The sequence below is a fragment of the Ktedonobacter sp. SOSP1-85 genome (genome assembly GCF_016587415.1).
Lineage (GTDB): Bacteria > Chloroflexota > Ktedonobacteria > Ktedonobacterales > Ktedonobacteraceae > Ktedonobacter.
The window spans coordinates 464,042-480,352 of record NZ_BNJI01000001.1 but is presented as its reverse complement, the minus strand read 5'-3'; the positions used below and the strand labels follow the sequence as shown (position 1 = coordinate 480,352).

Below are 16,311 nucleotides of genomic sequence, written 5' to 3'. Positions count from 1 at the left end.
AAGAATGGCGTTGTCTCTCAGCCTTTAGCGACGTTGCCGCGATGTTGTCCGATGTGAGCGGTTTTCTCCCAGTTGGAGGCGCCTTTGAGAAAGCGATAGACGGCGCGGATAGCGCCAATACCCAGTAAGATCTGGTAAGGCATAAAGGCTATCAGGAGCATGCCAGCCTCGCGCCAACTCCACTGGCGATTATGTACCTTCACAAACTCGTGCAGACCAGCCAGGTCGATAAACATGGCCAGGATAAAGCAGTAGAAGGGCATGAAGGTAAACATGGCCATCCACACGGGCAGCTTAACGAAGAAAAACATCACAATAGAGACGGGAATCATCAGCGTAAAGAAGGCCTGGACCTCGGGTAGGATCAGCACATAGAGCGCGAGCAGGCGCTGTGAGAGGTTTGGGAGTTTGAGCCAGCGCCCGCGGAAGAGAATCTGGATAAAGCCCTGGTTCCAACGGGTGCGCTGCTTGATAAATTGCTCAATCGTGTGAGGCGTCTCCTCTTTTGTGACAAACTCATCATCATAGATGATACGCACGCGTGCTCCCGAGAGGCAGAGGCGGATGCCCAGGTCCGCATCCTCGGTCAGGCAGTTCTCGTCCCAGCCACCGAGGCGTTGCATCAGGTTGCGGCGTACGAAGACTGTATTGCCTCCCAGAGGGGTCATGCCAACGCTGGCGAAGAAGTGCAGCGAGGACTTAAACCAGAAGAAGTACTCCAGGACATTTAGAAAACAGAACCACTTGGTATTATGATTCATAAGCTGCACGCCGCTTTGTACTACGTCGACCTGCTCATTTAAGTAGGTCGTATTAATGACCTGGAGGATATCGGGATGAGGCTCGTCTTCGGCATCAAAGATGGTCACGATATCGCCTTTGGAGACCTGTAAGGCCAGGTTCAGACCATGCGGCTTATTGATGGGTTTGTCGTTAAAGATGACCAACTGGACATTGGGGTCGCGCAACTCATTAATTTTGGCGCGGGCCTCGGCGATGGTCCCGGTATCGTCCTCGCGGCAGATGGCCATGATCTGCACCAGTTTGCGGGGATAATTGAGATCATAGACCTTCTGAATAGTATCGCGATAGACCTCCTCCTCGTGGCGCGCCGGCAGGAGAATGGTAAAGGAGAGCTGGGGTTGTCGATAGACCGTGGGCGCGCTATTGAGCAGGGCTTGCTCTGGCTCCTCCCAGATGAAGAGGCGCAGGCGAATATTAAAGATGGCCTGGAGCGTCATCAGCGCGATAATAAGCATATAAAGCGCCTCCAGGCATGTGATAAAAATGGTCCAGAGCATATATTACCTTCTATTTCTCCGCATGTATGTTTGGTGCATTCGCCACATCATATTGGAAAACGACCAGATACATCATATTCGAGAATTTCGTATTTAGCAGGTGATAGTGAGTGCCTCAGATTGCTGTCCACAAATGGTGTGGCGGATGCCTGGCGTGGGATCGCTGAATGTTGCCTGCGCGGGCGAGAATGTATAGGCCTCGTTCGTACCATTGCGATGTAGGGTGAGGAGCACCAGGCTATGCCCCTTCAGCGTCACATCCTGGGCATGCCAGGCACTGAGTGGGAGGAGACCGCTATTGGGCCGCACATGGACAATTTCTGTATTCATTTCCTTGTTAATCAAGAGCATGCTTACCGTATTGTGGGCGTCATCCTGAGTCGCATATAGGCTCACACTGTCGTTCTCGCTAGAGGTAGCGATATCGTCTGCTTGCAGGTGCGCGAAAAGCTGCATGATACGCAGCATGACGGTCTGCTGTCCATCTCTAGCGGTAAAGAGAGGATAGGGGGCATCAACGCCCTGGGTAGAGAAGAAGGCCGCATATTCAACCTGTTGATTCATGAGCTTCCCCAGTGTATCGGCCCACCAGAGGGCGGCATAGTCGGGTGGAGGAACATCGCCCTTCGGGTTTGTATTCACCTCCGTCACGGCGACGGGGAGGTCACGTCCAAAGTCCTGGCGTATGCTCTGGCGCAGGGAAGAGATGAGATCATTCCACTCACCGGTGCTGTTTAAGAGCAGATTGGTGGCCTGGCTAGCGTTATCAAGTGGATAACGGTGAAACGAGACGCCATCGAGCAGGTGATATTTCGTGTTAGGATGGGACTGCTCATAACGACTGACGATCTGAAGGAAGGTCTCCATCCAGAGGTTATGCGCACTATCGTAGGGGCCGAGTCCGGCACCATAGAACTGACTGATCTCAGGACCGAAGACCTTGATTGTGGGATCATTCTGGTGCATCGCGATAGAATACTGAATAAAGGCCTGAGCGTACTCGATAGCCGTAAAGGTTGCACCTGTATCTGGATTCTTCAGGCGATCCGGCTCATTGCCCACCGTCCAGTATTTAACAGGGTGATAGGGAGTGGTGGCACTGGCACGTTGAATACTTTTTGGATTATTCATATAGTCAACAAGCAAACCGGCTCTACTGGCACGTGTGGCAAGCGTGTCCTGCTGAGAAGGATTAGAAAGTTGGGACTGCATCAGACCATCGGCACCAGTTACCTGGAGGAGCTGGCTAAAATCATCGAGTTGAGAGGAAGAGAGTGTATGTTCCTCACCCCACTCTCCTCCTGGAAAGCGTAAGAGCCGTATCCGGGCAGAGCGTAACCCCGCCACAATACCCGCATCGTAACGCATAAAGCCGCTCCCCTGCTGGTCCTGTGAGTCACTACCCGCTTTAGGAAAGACATTGCTGCCAAAGAGATATGGACTAATTGGCAGGCTTTGATTCAGGTCCAGGTCGGACTCTTGCACATCGCCAATGCGCACAAGCAGGTGCATATTGGCACGCGTCATCGCCGAAGCCACCTGTACCAACCCTAAGATCAATACTACCAGCAGGAAGAGGGGGAGCAGATACTTTCGTTTCCCCACCCGACGTAAGGTGCCCCTGGGAGCCTGAGGAGGCCGATTCCCTGGACTGGATGAGAAACTCTTTCCCTGTGAGGAAGAGAGCGCAGCAGGTAACGGCGTCTCCGGCCCAGATAAGCGCGCGGACTCCCCCGTCGTCTGCTCATTGTGAGTAGACACCGCGCGTCCAGGAACATACCCTGGAATATGCCTTTGAATATGTATATATGACACGCCCTCAAGCAAAGAGGGACGATAGTTGAATGCATTCTCGTGAGAAGACATGGAATACCTCTTGAATAAGCTCTCAAACACGTTCAAAGCTCGCTAGCGCTTCGGTTTCCAGACCTGAACGGTATTATCTGCGCCGGAGGAGGCGATACGCCTCCCATCGGGCGACCAGGCAACGGAGTAGACACCACGCGAGTGCCCACGATAGGTGTAGAGTACCTGTTTACTGGAGGCATTCCAAACCTGAACGGTTCCATCTTCACTACAGGAGGCGATCAGTTTGCCATCAGGTGACCAGGAGATCCCATGCACGGCATCATTATGCCCAGAGTATTTGACTTTCGTGACACCATCGACCCCCCGCCCAATCAATACGGTTCGATCACCACCACCAGAGGCGATAAGCTGACCATCAGGTGACCAGGCAACGGCATAAATCTCCGCGGTATGGCCTCCATACTTGAAGATGGTCTGCCCTATCGCAAAGGCGTCGCTGGGAACGGTCGCCCAATCTTGTAGCGTGTCATCCCAGGAGCCTGAAGCGATGCTATGCCCATCGGGCGACCACGCGACAGAGAGCACACCCGCGCTATGCTGTTGATAATTGAGGAACAGCCCACCACTAGCACTATTCCAGACTTGAACCGATTTATCCTCGCTCGCAGAAGCAATAAGCTGACCATCGGATGACCAGGAGAGCGCATTCACGATTCCAGAATGCCCCTGATAGGTAGAGAGATTCTCTCCATTGCCAGTGTCCCAGACTTGAACAGTATGGTCCTCGCTCGCTGAGGCTAAGCGTGTACCATCGGGCGACCAGGCAACATTCGTCACGGCCCCTGTATGTCCTGTGTATGTTCGCTTGACTGCTCCAGTCCCAGCATCAAAGACCTGGATAAGCTGGTCATCGCTTGCCGAAGCGATCAGCTTCCCATCAGGGGACCAGGCAATAGAGTTCACACGAGCGGGATGGGCGCGATAGATCAACGTTCCATCACTTGTGATCTGAGGCTGTGTCGTGCGAGATGTCGTGTTCGTCGTGTTTATGCTATGGGAGACGTTTCCACTCTTACGCGTAATGAGATACCAGGTCCCGATAGCTCCGCCAGCCGCTGCCAGGCCAAGCAGACCCGTCATAAGCGCGCGTCGTGTAAGTGGCTCAGGCTCATCACGCCTGGCTGGCGAATACTCTACTGGAGGATCAATGGGAGCCAGCTCTGTCGGTGTGAGTGGGAGCGCTCCATGAATGCTGTGAGTCTGGCCTGCCGCCGGTGGTGGTGGTGTGGCGGGCAATGGCGGCACAGGTGAGAGTTGGGCAACGGAAGATACTGCTGATGAAGTAGTAGCACTAGTATGTGCTTGTGGCGAAGAAGATGTCGAGACCGACTCAACAAGCGTCAGCGTAGGTGTCTCTGCGATCTGCTGCTGAGGCACCGGCCTGGCTTCAGCCTCTGAGGAAGAAATCTTCTTAGCTGTGACCTGGCTCTGGGTATATGCCTCTTCCAGAGCCTTTACAAAGGCTTGAAGTGAGGAATGACGGCGGGCAGGCTCCTTTGCCAGGGCACGCATAATGACTTTCTCAGCCTGGCTGGCAATACCCGGCACTTTTAAGCGAAGCGCGGGTGGTTGAGTATGCACATGCTGATTGGCAACCTCCACATATGATCCCTGAAATGGCGGGTTGCCAGCAAGCCACTCATAGACGATCACTGCCAGGGAGTATTGATCACTCGCCGCACAGGGTTTCCCCTGAATTTGCTCTGGAGCGGTATAGGGAATGGCATCAAGCGCTTGCTGGGTATTCTGTTGCCCGACACGTTTACGATTCTTGATCAGGGCATCGAGGGCAAAATCATAGACCAGTACCTGATTATTGCGGTTGAGAAGAAGATTCTCTGGCCGGAGCTGCCTATGCAGATAACCCTTCTCATGAGCATATTGCAAAGCCTCACCTATCTGTTTCAAGTACGTAAGAAACTTCGCGAGAGGCTGAACTTTCTCTTTGGGGTAGACCTGACGCAGGGTGATATGTGGCACGTACTCGACGACCAGGAAGGGCATACGATTCTCCAACCCGGCATCGCGTACCTGGAGGATATGCGGATGCGTCAACTTCTCCAGATGACGAGCCTGCTGAAGAAAGGCTTCTTTCAGCTCATCGGCCAGGGGCTGAGTATGCATATCAAGCACATACTGCTTTTTGTGATGTATATGTTGCCCTAAAAAGGTACCAGCAAAGCGCCCCTGATCAAGCTGGCCAACCACCTGGTACTGCCCGATCTGTTGCCCTTTCTGATAACCTGGATTTTCTGCTTGCTCTTCTCTTTCCACCATGCAAAACTCCCACATCTATTTACGCTATTATTTTTGGCATAAGGATTATCACGCTTTGACGATTGGTAAGTGTATAAAAGTGAGTAACGCTCTTATAAAGAGTATGTAGCTTGTGCTACACTGCCAATCTCTATTCGGGCAATTCATCATTTGAACGAATGATAATAGATTTTTTAGCATATGGCAATGTTTGCGCTCACTGAATACTAGTGGGCTACTTCACTAAAGAATGATGCATTGACAATAAAAAATGTATCGATTGTCAGTCATGCTTGTTTGCTTGGTAAAGAAGAGCACTGTCTGTGCTACTATATAAAGCGGATGGCAATACTACTGGCATAGATAGCAAGGCAATCGGGAGGAGAGGCTGTAATGAGCGAACTACCACTGAAATTTGATCGGCAGGGATTGATTCCCGTGGTCATTCAAGACGATGCCACCAACGAGGTCCTGATGGTTGCGTTTATGAACGACAACGCATTGGAGCGGACACGAGAGAGTGGCTACACACACTTCTATAGTCGCTCACGTAACACCATATGGCGCAAGGGCGAGCAATCGGGGCACACGCAACAGGTGCGAGGCATATTCGTCAATTGCGAAGAGAACAGCATTATGATACGGGTAATCCAGCAAGGAGAGGCCGCGTGCCATGAGGGATACCGTAGTTGTTACTACCGGCGTCTTGAAGATGATAATAGCTATGTAACCATCGCCGAAAGGATTTTTGATCCCCAACAGGTCTATACACATGCAGTAGGTGTCAAGCAAGAACAGGCAAAAGACAAGGAGCATATTTCCATGGACATAAACCATCAAGTTTGACACTAAGCATGGTTGCTACTCTAAACACACACAGTCCGAAATTGTTAGCGCAAGAACTCAAGGAACTTATCTACAAACTAGGCAAGGTTCTTGTGTAGGACTTTGTCTCTGTATATACCGAGGGGAGTACGGGTTGTCGTCATCCACCGTACTCCCCCTCTTTCTTTTTGTCTATATCACCAAATGAGATCCTGCTGCAAAACAGGATTATGAAGTCGGTGGAGCTATTTCGCGTTTACGGTAGAGAGCCTGAGCAGGACCTTGTGCTTTTTTCGCGGTTACCTTAGAAACTTTGATTTTTTCGCGCTTACGTTGGAACGCACAGCCTGCCATATGAGTGAGCAGAAAAAGGTTTTGCGGATAAAGAAATCGCGTCACAATGCGTTTGTATCAGCCAAAGAGGTTAGAAGGGGTCCTCATTTGTAAGGTTGTGCCCAAAAGAGGGGGTTGAAGAAAACAAGAGGACTTCTCCGTATTGGAAACAGAAACGCAACATCTGAAGATCCAAAGGAGAATGCCCTCATGCAAGTGCAAGTATCGCTCACGCTCGAAGTTTCTGCAACTACAGGTTTGGCTGATTTGGAAGAGGCCATTGTGACACAGGGCCGTCAAAGCATGTGTAGGGCCTTGCAACAGGCTATCAGGCAGTGGGAACAGCGCCAGCGGCGCTGTCCTCGATGTAAAAATGACGATGTGCGCGTGGAAGGCACCGTTGGTCGAAGGGTGCTGCTGGTCTTTGGCCGAGTGCGCTTGGCCTTGCGACGCTACCGCTGTCAGCACTGTTTGCATCGCTGGTGTCCAGCCCGTCATCTCTTGCGTGATCTGCGTGGGCAGCAGGTGAGCCCTGGCCTGCGAGAGGCAGCCGTGCTTGCAGGAAGCTCCTGGCCTTACCGGCATGCTACTCAGCTCTTGGAACGCTTGAGTGGGGCTCAGATCAGTGCCGAGGAACTTCGTCAGCTCACGATGCAGCAAGGAGAGCAACAAGCTTGTGTCCAGCAGCAGCATGCTGAGCAGGTGCTGAACGCAGCTCCCAACGAAGGGAAGGGCGAAGCTGGCGTGGTGGGCATGGATGGGGGCTGGACGCACAGTTGCGAGCAAGCGGGAGGCATGGAAGGCAAGGTGGCTGTGGTTGCCTGCAACAAGCAGGTGCAAGAGCCCAAAGCGCAACCTGATCCCTCGCAATTGACCTGGTATGAGCTGGCGAAGCGCAGTGCGAAAGGAAAGCGACTGGGTCCAGTTCACCAGCGAGCTCGCTGGATGAAACGCTGCTACGTGGCCACCTTTGCCCCTTCCAAAGCCTTGGGGATATTGGCTGAGGCAGCGGCCCGTGAGGTGGGACTGGATCAAGCCAAGAGCGTGGTGGTAGCTGATGGGGCGCAGTGGATCAAGCAAGAAGCCAAGCAGCACTTTGCCAAGGCGACACATATCCTGGATTGGTTTCATCTCTGGCGCGTGGTGCGCAAAGCCATTCGAGAGACCCAACGCGACCAGCAATATCCTGAGACCTGGCTCACCGAGCAGATCACTGAGATCAAAAGCTGGTTGTGGCATGGCGAGGTCGATCAAGCTGTCAAGCGGTTACAGAGTTGGCAAGAGAAAGGGGAAGGCAAGGCCTTGAAAGCCGCTGTGACCTATCTGCAGGAGCAACGGGAGTGGATCGGCTCGTATGAAGCATGGAGACAGGCAGGCTATCCGGTGGGCAGTGGGATTATTGAGCGAGCGGTGTCTCTGGTCATCAATCGGCGTATGAAACGACGAGGGATGCGCTGGAAACGAGACAATGCCACAGCACTGGTGGCGTTGCGAACCGACTTTCTCAATGCCGATTGGCAGCGCCATCCATCTCATCGAGCATTTGTGTAGCCAACAGCCCCCAGTTTTGGGCACAACCCATTTGTAAATGTGGGAATTGGGTGAACGATATCAGGACTATTCTGTGGCTGTTTCTTGCTTCAAAGAGAGGAGTAGGCCTGCCACGGATTTATCAAAAATCCGTTCACATAATTCCCACATTTACATCAATAAGAGCAGATCGATGGTACAGAAGCTTCTTATGGAAGAGTCTACCATCCGCTGAAAGGTCTACCAATTTCACAAAAGCCTCCCAATTGGAGAGAGGAAAAGCCTACCATCTGCCGAAACGATCTATCTCAGCCGCTTGAAAGCTGATCAAGGCACGATAGAGTTCGTGCTCTTGGCTCTTGAGTACCTCAAACTCAAATCCCGCGATGCTAATTTGGAGGAATGCTCTGCTCAAAGTGAAAGGCATTCTCTGGGTCGTACATGCGCTTGACCTCCTGAAGCCTGGCAAGGTTGTTGCCGTAGTAGGTCCTGAGGTCGTTGATGCTGCGGTCGGGAACGTTAATGTAGGATCCATTGACATAGGGCTGCAGCGCTTCACGGAATTGCTCAACCCATGCGATGGCCTGTCCCTCCTCCGTATCATTCGTCCATGGGGAGTCCCACTCCATGTAGAACTGTGCCTTTCTATGGAAGAACGCCGTGGCTTCGGTCGGTATCCTGCCCACCGCGCCGCCCCAGCTCAAGCACCAGATATTGGCCTGCGGGATGGGGGCATTCGCCAGGAAACTGTGTACCGTTTCAATTGCCTTAGGCGGCAAGGCGCTATAGACCCAGACCGAGGAAAACTTGTCATTGTGCGGCGGATCGGGAGGGGCGGCGAAGTGAAGCCAGGCATCGAGATAGGACATGGTCTGGATCGTCACTTTGGGCGTGCCAATCCCAAGCAGAGGTTGGAGCAGCTGGCGCAACTGTGCCTCCTGTGATCCGATGAAGATACCATTGGATGCAATGCTGCCATTTTTCTTGGAATTCGGGTTGAAGGTCGAGCCCAGTCGATCGTCCGCAGAGGGGGCCAAGGACTGCCATACGCTCAAAAGCTCGCTCACATGCTGCCAATCGGCGGAACCCCATGTTGCGTCATAGATCGTGACAGTGGAGATGGGGCGAATTTTGAAGGTGAAGGAGGTAGCGATGCCGAAGTTGCCTCCTCCACCCCCACGGCAAGCCCACAGCAGGTCAGCATGGTTGTGCTCGTCGACCTGGATTACCTCTGCACCCTGCTTGCCGCTCGGGACCACCATTTCGAGGCCAATCAGGTGATCACAAGCCAGACCCATGGAGCGGGCGAGTGTGCCGATGCCTCCACCTAGCGTGACGCCACCTATACCGGGGGTCTTCTCTCCTCCGCTGGGAATGGCGTAACCTATCTTCCCCAGCGCGGTTACCACCGCCCCTTGCGTGGCCCCTGTCTGGACTGTAGCTACCTCCGCGCTTGTATCAACGTGAATCTGATTCATATTACTCACGTCAATGACCACTCCACCATCCAGAGCTGACCATCCTTCCAGGCAGTGCCGACCGCTTCGTGCCCGAAATGTGACATTGTGTTCTCGGCACCAACTGAGAGCATTCACGACATCCTGCACGTTTTGACAAAAAACGATGACGAGGGGGAACTGAGAGAACTGTCGGGCCCAGCCCAAACGAGCGCTGTTATAATCCGGGCTATTGGGAAATACGAGGCGCCCTGTCAACTTGGTCCCCCGGTAGCCCACTCACCAGGTTCTCCATCGCGAAGAACAGCCATGGCACTATCATCGAGACCAGCTATCTGCAGTCCTTCCAAACAGCTGGTTCCTGCGAGGGTTGCCAGGACCTGAAGAACCTTTCGCCGCGAGGTCGGGGCATTGGCTAATGCATCAAATCGAGTCCGTTTCATCTTCGTTTGCACCTTTTGGGGAGGCGAGCACAACGTCCTCACATCCGTAAGTCCACTAGAACAGTCATACAGATAAGTGGCTATTTATAGGTAACAACTAAGTAGAAGCTCTGCTTTCCTTTCTTAGTTGCCCCCAGGACAATATCCACTGTCAGTCTAGCCTATGTGCAAAAAAGAGAGATCTACCTACACTTATTATATAAGAAATTCCATAAAGAAGATGAATTCACTGTCTTGCGAACAAGATTGCTCTATGGGCAGCACTTGCTCCGTCAGGTGACGATTCCCCACGGCTGAAGCGTATGGGATCTTGCCCAGTAAAAGAAGAGTATGTGTAGGTGTCAGCACCGGTAAAATTCCGAGCAGATTGAGTGTGTTTTGCTTCAATGGCACATCATTTCTCTCTTAAAAAGATGTCATTTCAGCCTTAAACCGGCGCGTAATGACGTCGGCGTTAACACCTCAAGAGGTGACTCGAAGATAGGTGCAAAAAAAAGTACTGAATCTGGAGACGTGACCCCTGGCCACGCGTCACGCGCACCAACACCATTAAGATCCCCGCCCAGCCGTGTGCTATCCCTAGAGATCGTATGCATTTCCCCTCTTGAATGGTGGGTTCCTGACTCACAGAGATTACCTCAGTCGGCTAACCTCACGCGCGTAGCTTTGATGACGCCGCGTTTAGTCTTCTTCCCTTCGGCCAGAATTGTCTGGCCCTCCTGTAGTGCTAGGAGCCTTGCAGACGGCACGTGCTCCCCTGCCTTGTTGAGCACCTGCGTTCGCTTGTTTACGCGCACCGCGAGAACCTGGACCTCGTCCGTATCCTGTTTTTTGAACTTGCCAGCGACGATGGTGGTTGGCTGTTTCCCTTGAAGTGCAATGCTTCCAATAACTTCTATGTTATAGGCTGCTTTCTGCAAAATTGGGGGTTGCTCCTCGCTTTGCGGGTGCGATTGCTGTGGCGCGTTCGCTGGCTGTTGTTCAGCGAGCAGGAGTTGTTCCTGGGGTGAGGTGTTTCCTTTCTGCGGTGTTTTCTCAAACAGTGGGCCTGCATAGGTGCGTGGAACGGCAACGTGCAGCGCCTTTTGCCTGGCATCGAAGTGATAATCGACCAGCATCTGTTCTGGATCGTTGGTTTGTTGCAAGGCACGCTGTTCCGCTTTTGATAGGAGTTCTTCGGGTTTGACAGCACTCCCATCTACATGGATATCGATAGAGGCGGGGATTCGCAGCGAAAAATGCGTGCCGCGGAAATAGGTTGTGACATTTCTATCTGGCTTGTGCTGCGTGAGTAATGAAACGGCCTGTCCGATCGTCTTTAGTGGACTATTGGTGGTAATCAAAGTGACGTAGAGCAATCCATCATCGGCGCGCGAACCCGGTTCTATGTTGACCGCTCCCGCGAAGAGAGGCACCTTGCTTACATACGCTTCCCAGACATCTCCACGCCAGTGAGCGGTGACATTGCCCTTGTCATCTGTTTGCTGAAGTTCGACGGGAAACGGGCGCTGTCTGGGGAACTCTTTTGCTGCAGCGAGGTCGAAGGCCAGCGGACCAACTCGATACTTTAGAGGTTTGGATATATGTGCCATCATTGCGGCATCCAAGCCGATGCCAACGTTTAGCAAGAAATAGTGCCTGGTTTTTGTTGATTCTTTTGACTTTTTCGACTTTTTCCCATTGGGGGCTGGTTGCCAGACGTCTTTGGAATTATTGGCAGAGGTCAGACTGGTTGCCTCGATATGGCCGAGATCAAGGCTGCGTGGTTTGCTATCTACAAGGGCCAGGGCGGCTTTCACGGGATCATCCGGCATGTCTATTGCCTTTGCCCATACGTTGAAGGTGCCTCCTGGTATATCTGCGACGGCACCTTTCCCCTGGGCATACATGGTGCCATTGAGAAGGGCATTTAAGGTTCCATCGCCGCCGTAGCCGATCACGAGCGCATATTTCTCTTTGGCAGCCTTCTGTGCCAGTTGCATCGTCTCGCCTCCATATTCCTTCAGGGCGACGTCAGTTTTCCAGCCTGCAGCGGATAGAACGGTTGCTATCTCAGGGACGTGTACCAGGTGCTTCCCTGATCTAAGATCAACGATGATACAAGCGTTTTTGTTTCCCATGTGTTTTTTCCCCTTATGTAAAGCAATAACAGATCCTTGAAAGGGATACGGGCTAGAGACGTGCTCAGTTTCAAATGGCCTGGACCATTTGAAGCGATCTCTGGCCTCTTCTTTAAGCATCCGAGCACACTTAAGCCCTCGGATGCACCACACTGCTCAAGCGTGCAACGAACATTGAGAAGATTGCCAACGTTGTAGGATTTCTTGCCTCCCACACGCAAGCTACTTCACTGGTACGATCATCACCGCTGACGGCGGTCGCACAGCGATCAAGAGGTAGGGCTTTAGCATGTCAGTTGCAGAGTGTGCGTCGTTTCGGTATCCTTGGTATGAGAAGCCACAACAAACGCCTGGCATCTCTGTGATCAGCTCTGTCCTCTGGTTTCTTCGGTCATGGTCGCTCATCCGAACCTCGTGAAACTGATTACCACTGCTCGGGTGAAGACTGATGCGCGTGATACGTTGCATCTCGCCCGCCTCCTAGCCGCAGGTCTCATGCCTGCGGTGTGGATCCCTCCTCAGGATGAGCGTGAGTTGCGAGGTCTCATCGCGCACCGTACCCGCTTGATCCGTCAGCGGACGCAGGTAAGTGGGGTTGAGCGTCTCTGCAAAAATCTATCACAAGCTTGTGGTAGATTTTTGCAGAGATCCTAGCCCTACCTCCATACTCGTGCTTAACTCCCTGCAGGCCACGGCCCGCAGGGAGACATGCGAAACAGAACGAAGCTGGAAAAGGTCTTTCAACCATACACACAGTAATCGATCGGCGTGCAGAAAGCGCCATGCTTCATGGCCGAACTCCTTCTCAATGTAAAGGTTCCATCATGGCGGGATCTTTGCTGGGAACTGGCGCTTCCTGTTCAGGTTTGTGTCTGGGTGCATGTGGTGTGAACATGCGCGTGGTACTGAGAAGGAGGGTTCCCAGTGCCAGGAGCGCGGCAATTCCCCCCGCAATACCCAACGTTGAAATCGGAGCGTACGCGAGAACAAGACCGCCGAGACCCGATCCCGCCGCAATACCCAGGTAGAGGACCGATCCGTTCAGCGCCAGAATGATACTCGAATGTTCTGGCGCGAGAGCAAGCAAACGATGTTGTTGGGCCGGATAGAGCGACCAGCCTGCAATTCCCCACACCACCAGCGCAATGAGAGCACTGGCAAGGAAATGAGTTGTGATAGGGAGAGTCAGAAAGACCACGGCAAGCACAATCAGGCTGGCGAGAATGGAGCGAAACGTTCCCCAGCGATCAGCCCCATACCCTCCCAGACCGTTACCAGCCATGCTTGCCAGACCATAGATGAGCAGAAGGCCACTGACATCGTTCACATGGACATTTTCGCGCAAGAGCGGCGTGATATAGGTATAGATAGTAAAAGCGGCCACAGCCCAGAAGAATGTGAGGGCGAGCCCGAGAAGAATACTCTTTTGCCCAAGAGGGGAAAAGCGAGCTCGTAAACTCGCCACCGGGGGAGTGGGAACGGCAGGTAGGCTGAAGGTAAGAGCGAGCGCGGCTGCCCCCGCAAGTGCTGCCACGAGGCCAAAAGTCCAGACCCAGCCGAAGTGACCGCCAATCACGGTCCCAAGGGGAACGCCCAGCACGGTTGCCACGGTCAAACCGAAATTGACGGAAGCCAGGGCTTTTCCGCGCTGTTGCGCAGGAGCCAGCGTAGCCGCGATTGCCAGAGCGGTAGGCGAGCACAGGGCTGCACATCCGGCAGCCAGCACCCTGGTTATCAACATCCACCCGAAGGTAGGAGCCAACGCTGACAGAATATTTGCGGCACACAGTCCCAAAAGCACCGCAATAAGTAACCAGCGGCGAGCAACACGCGCTGTGAGAACGGCAAGAAGCGGCGATCCCACAGCGTAGGCCAGCGCAAAAAGTGAAACCATCAGCCCTGCCTGGTCAACCGGCACACGCAGATCCTGAGCGATTTCAGGGAGGATTCCTGCAATCACATAGGCATCGGTTCCTACCGCAAAAGTCGCAATCGCAAGGAAGAGAATACGCGGATTAAATGGTGTTTTCACAGCAACCCTTTCGTGTTTGTATCTTGAACATCATCGCGAACGAATGCCTTTCTTCTCTGCCACTGGCTGTAACTATCAAAGTTGCAGCGATGGGTAAAAAAAAGCCCTTTTTGGAAAGAGATGGGCTTTAGGACGAAGGGGTGAGCGTTTCACGCAAAACGTCAGCGACCGTCGCTTGGGCGAACTGCTGTTGCAGTGTGCGCTCGCCATCCTCATAAAAGCGTTTTAAGGCTGGCTGAATACCTCTTCCCACAGGACAGGTCTGGTTGGGCTGGCTGACTACGGTGCAATTCAAAGAGCGGCGGTTGTTCGACAGCTTGATAGACATCCAGCAGCGAGATCGCCTCTGGCGTGCGAGCCAATTTTCAGCCGGCCCCCGTTCTGTGTTGCACGATGACCAGATGTGCTTTTTCAAGCAATCCAAGAATCCGTCGAATAACGACGGGATTGGTATTGACGCTGGCCGCAATCTGATCTGAGGTCACAATCTCTCGTTGTCGTGCAACCAGAGCCATCCAGCTTAAGGTATGCAGTGCAACGGTAAAACGGCTATTTGCGCTCATATGTTCTCTCTCCTTTGGAGTTTCTGCAATTATCCTGGCGAGAGAGCTTTCCCTCCTTTGGCTTCCCAAACCAATTTCGAGGAAACGAGCCGAGGAGAAATGTCCTCTGATCAGCAGAGTAATTGCCAAAAAATCAACAGCCTCGTTTCCACTATTGGCAGATTACAGAACCTCGATGACCCTCTCCTCCTCGATAGTCGCGCGCAAAGTCTCAGCCTTCGGGTGCGCTCATGGATGTGCGACGCGGGCGTCCGATCGATCAGCAGGCGAGCTGTCCGATACGCCCAACGGCGCTCTCGACGGCGCGCAGGCCTGAGCCGTCACCCTGGCCCCAGATCATCCGCTCCTGATAGGTTGGCGTGATCTTGCGGCGGCGCTGGATCAGCGTCCCGTCCGCGTCGAAGAGCAGCTGCGTGTTGTAGATCGAGCCACCATCGCGCTCATTGACGCCGATTGAGACGACCATGTTCGCCTCCTTCACGGCCGCGCCGATCGCATGGGTCTCGGCAGACGGGGCTGTGACCGACTCTTCGAGCAGACGCTGATGCTCCTTCCCCAACAGCATGTCGTACGCTGACTGCACGAAGGAGAAATAGGGGTAGTAGGGAACGATGGTCTTGGGGAAGGTCGCGAACTGGATACCCTGTTTGCCCAGCTCACGGATCTTCTTCACAACCTTCTCGACGGTACCCTTCCGGCTGTACAGCACAGGGCTGATCTGCACGGCGGCTTTCACGATGGTGCTCATGGTATGTTCCTTTCAAGTTGACGTGGTGGCTTTGTTGTATTTTTTTTGTTGTATATACAACATTATGGATCTCTTTTTCCACAAGGTGGATGTGACGGGGTTTGTTACACTGTGCGTTGTATATACAACATTTGCTGCACTGTACCTTGCATAGACAACGCTTTGGGTGGTTTACTCCACGAGTTCGTCAAGCGGGATGCTGTCGGCCACGCCGACGATGGCAGTCACGCCTTCCTCGCCGAGCAACTGTTTGGCTCTTACCTGTGCTGCTCGCCACGCAGGTGCTGCCGAAACCAGTAAGTCTTTGCCGGCCTGCGAGAGGACCAGTGGACGGCTTCGACCGCCTTGGTCAGAAACCATTTCCTCGACCCACCCCTCTGCCAGGAGAAGCGCGAGATTGCGTGTCAGAGTCGAGCGCTCCTGGTAGTTGGCACGTCCGATCTCAGCACGACTTGCTCCTCCAAGCTTCGCAATGAGCACGAGTAATGAGAACTGCGGAGCATTGACGCCGTAAGGCCGAAGTGCCTGATCATACATGTTGGTGATGATGCGCGATATGCGGCGCGTGCGTGTGAGCAGGCAATTGCGAGTGATCTCGCCAACCACGCCGGCATCGGCTGTCTCAATCTCTGTACTCATCATCCTGGTCTCCGTATGAAGTGTATATACAACATGTTGTCTAGCCCCTATTGTAGTGTATATACAACATGCTGTCAAGACCTGGCACTGGCCTCTGAGGGGTAGCGCTACTGAACGTGTCACCAGCCGCAAAATGGCAGATAGAAACAGCAAAAAGATGTGGCTCACCCTTCTTCTTGTCGCCAAAGAAGAAAG

General features: G+C 53.2%; 11 protein-coding genes and 2 pseudogenes. 3 read left to right on the top strand and 10 right to left on the bottom strand.

Annotated elements, in window-relative coordinates; translation table 11 throughout:
- Positions 1-17: 17 nt before the first annotated feature.
- The 3 genes from KTE_RS02285 to KTE_RS02275 form a co-directional block, all read right to left on the bottom strand.
- On the bottom strand, positions 18-1,301 hold the full coding sequence (locus KTE_RS02285; RefSeq protein WP_201378087.1) for a glycosyltransferase: 1,284 nt from the start codon (positions 1,299-1,301) through the stop codon (positions 18-20).
- Positions 1,302-1,394: 93 nt separating this feature from the next.
- The gene (locus tag KTE_RS02280) at positions 1,395-3,167 is read right to left on the bottom strand and encodes a hypothetical protein (protein ID WP_201378077.1); all 1,773 of its coding nucleotides are present in this window, start codon (positions 3,165-3,167) and stop codon (positions 1,395-1,397) included.
- Positions 3,168-3,209: 42 nt separating this feature from the next.
- Positions 3,210-5,447, bottom strand: a complete 2,238-nt coding sequence (locus tag KTE_RS02275) for a serine/threonine-protein kinase (protein ID WP_201378076.1) — start codon at positions 5,445-5,447, stop codon at positions 3,210-3,212.
- Positions 5,448-5,819: 372 nt separating this feature from the next.
- Here KTE_RS02275 and hisI point away from each other — a divergent pair, with 372 nt between their 5' ends.
- Positions 5,820-6,272 (top strand): phosphoribosyl-AMP cyclohydrolase, encoded by a 453-nt coding sequence (hisI, locus tag KTE_RS02270; RefSeq protein ID WP_201378074.1) that lies wholly within the window; start codon positions 5,820-5,822, stop codon positions 6,270-6,272.
- A 522-nt stretch (positions 6,273-6,794) separates the two neighbouring features.
- Positions 6,795-8,135, top strand: a complete 1,341-nt coding sequence (locus KTE_RS02265) for an ISKra4 family transposase (RefSeq protein ID WP_201378069.1) — start codon at positions 6,795-6,797, stop codon at positions 8,133-8,135.
- Between the two features lie 368 nt (positions 8,136-8,503).
- Here the strand turns inward: KTE_RS02265 and KTE_RS02260 are convergent, their stop codons facing one another.
- The 3 genes from KTE_RS02260 to KTE_RS02250 all read right to left on the bottom strand — a co-directional run bounded on the left by KTE_RS02260 (position 8,504) and on the right by KTE_RS02250 (position 12,134).
- Positions 8,504-9,850: an FAD-binding oxidoreductase gene (locus KTE_RS02260; protein ID WP_201378067.1), complete on the bottom strand. Its 1,347-nt coding sequence runs from the start codon at positions 9,848-9,850 to the stop codon at positions 8,504-8,506.
- Complete coding sequence (locus tag KTE_RS02255; protein ID WP_201378065.1) at positions 9,826-10,014, bottom strand: hypothetical protein; 189 nt, start codon at positions 10,012-10,014, stop codon at positions 9,826-9,828. The genes KTE_RS02260 and KTE_RS02255 overlap by 25 nt, the downstream gene beginning before the upstream one ends.
- A gap of 638 nt (positions 10,015-10,652) precedes the next feature.
- Positions 10,653-12,134 (bottom strand): diacylglycerol kinase family protein, encoded by a 1,482-nt coding sequence (locus KTE_RS02250; RefSeq protein ID WP_201378063.1) that lies wholly within the window; start codon positions 12,132-12,134, stop codon positions 10,653-10,655.
- Between the two features lie 393 nt (positions 12,135-12,527).
- On the opposite strand from KTE_RS02250, the gene KTE_RS02245 reads away from it, so the two are divergent.
- Positions 12,528-12,788: a transposase gene (locus KTE_RS02245; protein WP_236600246.1), complete on the top strand. Its 261-nt coding sequence runs from the start codon at positions 12,528-12,530 to the stop codon at positions 12,786-12,788.
- Between the two features lie 151 nt (positions 12,789-12,939).
- Here the strand turns inward: KTE_RS02245 and KTE_RS02240 are convergent, their stop codons facing one another.
- The 4 genes and pseudogenes from KTE_RS02240 to KTE_RS02225 all read right to left on the bottom strand — a co-directional run bounded on the left by KTE_RS02240 (position 12,940) and on the right by KTE_RS02225 (position 16,119).
- Positions 12,940-14,166 carry an MFS transporter gene (locus KTE_RS02240; protein ID WP_201378061.1) on the bottom strand — a complete coding sequence of 409 codons (1,227 nt, stop codon included), beginning with the start codon at positions 14,164-14,166 and terminating at the stop codon, positions 12,940-12,942.
- A gap of 127 nt (positions 14,167-14,293) precedes the next feature.
- A pseudogene (locus KTE_RS49420) lies at positions 14,294-14,729 on the bottom strand (Rrf2 family transcriptional regulator).
- Positions 14,730-14,991: 262 nt separating this feature from the next.
- Positions 14,992-15,477, bottom strand: a pseudogene (locus tag KTE_RS02230) (nitrilase-related carbon-nitrogen hydrolase); the annotation flags it as partial.
- 171 nt (positions 15,478-15,648) lie between these two features.
- Positions 15,649-16,119, bottom strand: a complete 471-nt coding sequence (locus KTE_RS02225) for a MarR family winged helix-turn-helix transcriptional regulator (protein WP_201378058.1) — start codon at positions 16,117-16,119, stop codon at positions 15,649-15,651.
- Positions 16,120-16,311: the final 192 nt, after the last annotated feature.